We start from the raw sequence: 4,894 nt of genomic DNA, 5'->3' as shown, positions 1-4,894 counted from the left end.
TGGGTGTCGACCAGGCCGAAGCGGCCCGCCAGGTGCTGACCTCGGGACGGCGGGTGGAGGCGCTGGTCGGCCCGGCCGGGACCGGCAAGACCCACACCATGGCCACGGTGGCCGGGGTGTGGCAGGCGGCTGGGGGTGCGGTGCTGGGGTTGGCGGTGGCCGAGACCGCGGCCCGGACACTGGCGGCCGACTCTGGTATCGCCACCGTGAACACCGCCAAGCTGCTTTTCGAGCACGCCCCCCGCACCCGAACTGAGCAGCTCGACCGGGGTGGCAGGGGTGGTACGGCATCGAGCCGGGGATGTTGGTCATCCTCGACGTGGGGGCGCCCGGTGGCAGCGGCATGTCAACCACGGGCCCACGTTGAGGGCCTCCCGTCCGGGACGACCGAGTAAGTGGGTGATTCCCGAGCGCACCAGCCGAACGCAAACCTGGCGTTTCGCACCACGCTTCGGTGTGATGCGACCGGGAGCGGGCTGTATTTGCAGGTGCAGCACACTCGCAGGGAGCGCCGTCCGTTGCGGCGGAGGGATGGAACTGTCTAGTGGTGTACACCTTGATGTCAGCCAAGAAGAGCGCAACCGATCCACGGTCTGATCGAGTATTTCTTGTAGTTCAAAGGTATCATAGGGCGAGAGGTTCGAGGTGGATGGGGGGTCCGCACACGTTCGGTGGTAATCGTCTTACATACTTGGCGCCGTCGTCGATCGAGCGGCGGCAGGAGGTGTACGATGAGCCATCAGAGCCGTCGGGCGTCGCTGGAGGTCGCAGGCTTGGTACACCCGAGACCGGAGGCGGTGACAGCACCGGTCTTCGTGGGTGGGAACCCGTTCTTCTTCGCTGTCGACAAGGTGCAGGTGAAGTACGAGATGTTGCGCGCCCACGTGGTGGATGGGGTGAACGTGACCACCACGGCGGCGACGCACGGCTATTCACGGCCCAGCTTCTATCTGGTGGAGGCGGCGTTCGCCGATCGGGGTATGGCCGGGCTGCTCGACGATCGGCCCGGGCGTCGTGGCCCGCTCAAGATGAGCGAGGAGATCGTCGGCTTTCTGGCCCAGGCGTCGGGCGACGCGTCGGGGGCGGAGCTAGCCCGGGAGGTGCAGGCGCGCTTTGGGGTCTTGTTGCATCCGCGTACGGTCGAGAAGGCGAGGCGGCGGTGAACCGGTTCTGGCCGGTGGGTGAGCCTGCCCAAGGCGATTACGAGGCGTTGCGGGCTGCCGCGCTGGCGGGCTTGACCCCTGCCACCCCGGCGGCGGCCCGCTTCGCGCGGGTCGGGCTGGCTGGGCTCATCGCCCGGCCCGCCACCCTGCCGGTGTTCGTGGCCTGCCTGGTCGGCGCCACCCGGCCTGCCTGGTCCCCGTATGAGGATCCGCGCACCCAGTCGCTGGCCGCCGGCTACGCGTTGTTGTTGGGGTGGGCTGACGACCCCGAGCGGCTTGGCTCGACGGCGTGCGAGGATGGGCTGCGGTGAGCCGGATCGGCAACGCCGTGGCGCGACGACCGCGCGACGAAAGCGGCCGGGGCGCCGGCGAGGCTGACAAGACGACGCCGCCCCAGCCGAAGGAGGCGACGGTGAAGGCTGAACTCCCGTCGGGCGACGACACCGCGACAATCCCGTGCCCGGTCTGCGGGCAGCGCTTCACGCCGAACGGCCGCAGGCTGTACTGCGGGGAATGCCGCAAGATCGCGTGGCGCCGCCGCCGCCAACCGGCCGCCGCTCCGGTCGCGGTCCCCGGCCCCGGCCGGCCCCGTCGGCCGATCACCGTCTATGAGTGTGGTTCGTGTGGGGCCAGGTCGCTTGGCGAGCAAAGATGCGTGGACTGCCGGACGTTCATGTCCCGCGTGGGCATCGGCGGTCTTTGTCCGAGCTGCCTGTTGCCGGTCGCCGTGGCCGACCTTGTCGAGGTGGGTCTGCCCTCCCCGGCTGTTGCACCGCCAGCCCCCGAGTCTCCGCCACGTCAACCTGCCCGGGCCCGTTCCGAGGGGAGACAACGATGAGGGTCGCGCTGTATGCCCGGGTGTCGAGCGAGTCCCAGGCCGCCCGGGGCACCATCGGCTCCCAGCTCGAGGTGCTCGTGGCGCGCACCACGGCCGCCGGGCATGAGATTGTCGCCACCTACGCCGACGAGGGCTACTCGGGGGCCCGCCTGGACCGCCCCGGCCTCGACGCCCTGCGCGACGCCGCCGAGGGCGGCGCGTTCGAGGCGGTGTGGTGCCTGTCACCGGACCGTCTGGCCCGCTCGTTCCCCTACCAGGTGTTGATCATCGACGAGCTGACCCGCCTGGGCGTGCCTATGGTCTTCACCGACTCGCCGCCGATCGACGACGACCCTCAGGCGCGGCTGCTGATCCAGATGCAAGGCGTGATCTCTGAGTACGAGCGGGCCAAAATCGCGGAACGCTACCGGCGGGGCAAGCTGTATCGGGTGCGAGCCGGAGAAGCGATCTTCTGGAAGGTGCCCTACGGGTATCGGCGGGTCGCTCGCTCCGACGCCGGCCCCGCCCGCCTCGAGGTCTACGAGCCCGAAGCAGTCGTCGTGCGACGGATTTTCGCCGAGTACACGTCGGGGACCTCGCTGCGCCAGATCATCCGCCACCTCTACGAAGACGGCGTCCCCACCCCAACCGGCAAGGCGTTGTGGGCCAGCTCGACGATCAACGGGCTGATCAACAACCCCACCTTCGCGGGCAAGGCGGCCTGGTACCGCCACGAGTACGTGCCCGCACCCGGTGGCCGCACCAGCCGGCGGGCACGCCCCGAGCAAGAATGGGTTCACGTCGCTGTGCCTGCCATCGTCAGCGACGAGTTCTTCGCCGCCGCCCAAGCCGCCGCCCGGGACAACTCGGTGTTCTCGCCGCGCAAGACGACACCCGGGCTGTGGCTGCTGCGAGGCCTGGTGGTGTGCGGGCGCTGCGGCGTGAAGGCCTACGTCCAGCCCATGCCCTCGTCCAACGGAAAGACCAACCGCTACTACTGCTGCTCGAACCACGACCCGATCAAGGCCGGCGGGCAGGACAAACGCTGCACCGAACGGCGCATCCGCGCCGACGAGCTCGACGTCTTCGTGTTCGACCAGATCCGAGCCGTGCTCACCCGACCCGACGTGCTCGTCGCCGGCGAAAGCGCGCTCGCCGGGCGAGACGCACCCTCCGACGACGACATCCTCATCGCCCAGCTCGCCAAGCTCACCCGCCGTGTCGACGCCGCCGACGCCGAACGCCGGCGAATCGCCGACCTCTACCAGGCCGACCTCATCACCGCGGCCGAGCTCAACCGCCGCGCCAAAGAAGTCGCCGCCCGCCGGGCCAAACTCGAAGCCGAGCACGCCGAGCTCACCGCACGACACCACGACCTCGCCGGCCGGAACCGGCTGCGCCAGCGTCTAGGCGACTTCGCCGCAACGAGCGCGGCCGGCCTAGACCGACTCGACTTCGACGGACGCCAACGTCTCATCCGCCTCGTCGTCGAACAAGTCCGGGTCACCGGCTGGCAGGTCGAGATCCGCCTGCGCATCCCGCTCGACGGCGGACCGACTGACGGTGACCGCCGCCCATCACCCAAGCCCAACAAGCCTTCTCCCACAACGAACTCGCCACGACCGCCCAGAAGCCGGACAACGGTGTCTAGCGAACTCGGTTTGCGTTCGGCTGGTGACGGCCACCCAGTGCAGCTTGCCCCGCTGGCGGCCGGTCAAGTGCTCCGGGTTCTTCCACAGCGCATACCGGCACCCCTTGAGCCGCTCGGCCAGCGCCTGGTCGCCGCCGTCGCGTCGGGCGGCGTTCCACACCTCGCGTCGGACCTCGTCGAGCGCGTCGGTGGCCCACTGCACCACATGAAAGGCGTCCATGGCCAGCCGGGCGTTCAAGCAGCGGGAGCGGACCACGGTGGCGATCCACTCCGCCCCGTCGGCTGACACCTCCCTCAGCCGGGCACATCGGCTCTTGCCGAGGGTGTCGAAGAACCGGTTCAAGGTGGCCTTGTCCCGGCCCGGCGCCGCCCAGATCAGCCGGCCGCTCCCGTGATCGACGATCACGACCAGATACCGGTGGCCCTTCTTGTAAGCGATCTCGTCGATGCCGATGCGGCGCAGACCATCAAGCGGATCGGCCCGACCGTGGGCATCGGCGACGACCCGGGCCGCGATGGCCCCCACCGTGCGCCAGGCGATGCGCATCAGTTCCTCCACCGCCGAGCGAGAACACTGAGCGGCCAGCCAGGCCACCTGATCCTCGAAGTCCCTGGTATGGCGAGCCCGGTGGCGCGCCCAGGGGAAGGCGACGACCACCACCCCGTGGGTGGGGCAGGAGACCCTCGGGGCGTCGGCCTCCAAGTAGGCTGGGATGGCACCCAGGTCAAGCGTCCTCCATCGCCGTCGTCCCTCGCCCCGGTCATACCAGGCGCAGCGACGTGAGCACACACCGCAGCGACGGGCGGCACCCTTGCGGGGGTGCACCGAGGCCACGATGGCCCCCTCGTCTTCGTCGAAAACCACCTGGTCCACCACGGTGCGCTCGACACCCAGCAGCCGTTCCCATACCCTCGCGTACCGCACGCCGTTCCACTCCCTTCGACCCAGCCTCACACAGCCGGGAATCGTAGGCGTGGGACGGCGTGTGCCGCGTCTCAGCAGGTCAAGGCACCCACGGAAACGTCAGAAGAGCCACTCTTCGCCGGCACGTGTTCGATGCCGCCGGCGCGACTGGTCCGCCGCGTGACTGACGATGTCACACATGCTCCGCCCACCCCCCAGGGCGGGCGCCTGTACCATCTGGCTTGCTCGGCCGGCTGGAGCACCAGCGGCGGGCTGGGTTTGCCGAACCGACTCCGGTGCCCGGGTATGGCGGTCTATCTCGACGGTGGGGATAGGGATGGTGGCGTCGGCAACAGCGC

General features: G+C 69.5%; 3 protein-coding genes and 2 pseudogenes. 4 read left to right on the top strand and 1 reads right to left on the bottom strand.

Features of this window, described 5'->3' with window-relative positions; all coding sequences use genetic code 11:
- The 4 genes and pseudogenes from VNF71_02730 to VNF71_02715 all read left to right on the top strand — a co-directional run.
- A partial coding sequence (locus VNF71_02730) for an AAA family ATPase (GenBank protein HVA73463.1) occupies positions 1–395 on the top strand: 395 nt, incomplete at its 5' end.
- A gap of 336 nt (positions 396–731) precedes the next feature.
- Positions 732–1,163: a hypothetical protein gene (locus VNF71_02725; GenBank protein HVA73462.1), complete on the top strand. Its 432-nt coding sequence runs from the start codon at positions 732–734 to the stop codon at positions 1,161–1,163.
- Positions 1,160–1,474 (top strand): hypothetical protein, encoded by a 315-nt coding sequence (locus VNF71_02720; protein ID HVA73461.1) that lies wholly within the window; start codon positions 1,160–1,162, stop codon positions 1,472–1,474. Before VNF71_02725 ends, VNF71_02720 begins: the two co-directional genes overlap by 4 nt.
- 340 nt (positions 1,475–1,814) lie before the next feature.
- A pseudogene (locus tag VNF71_02715) lies at positions 1,815–3,074 on the top strand (recombinase family protein).
- Positions 3,075–3,653: 579 nt separating this feature from the next.
- Here VNF71_02715 and VNF71_02710 read toward each other — a convergent pair.
- Positions 3,654–4,556: pseudogene (locus VNF71_02710) on the bottom strand (ISL3 family transposase).
- Positions 4,557–4,894 lie beyond the last annotated feature (338 nt).

The organism is Acidimicrobiales bacterium (assembly GCA_035533095.1).
Taxonomy (GTDB): Bacteria; Actinomycetota; Acidimicrobiia; order Acidimicrobiales; family Palsa-688; genus DATLUM01.
The sequence above is the reverse complement of the archived record's forward strand: the minus strand, read 5'-3'. Positions and strand labels throughout refer to the sequence as shown.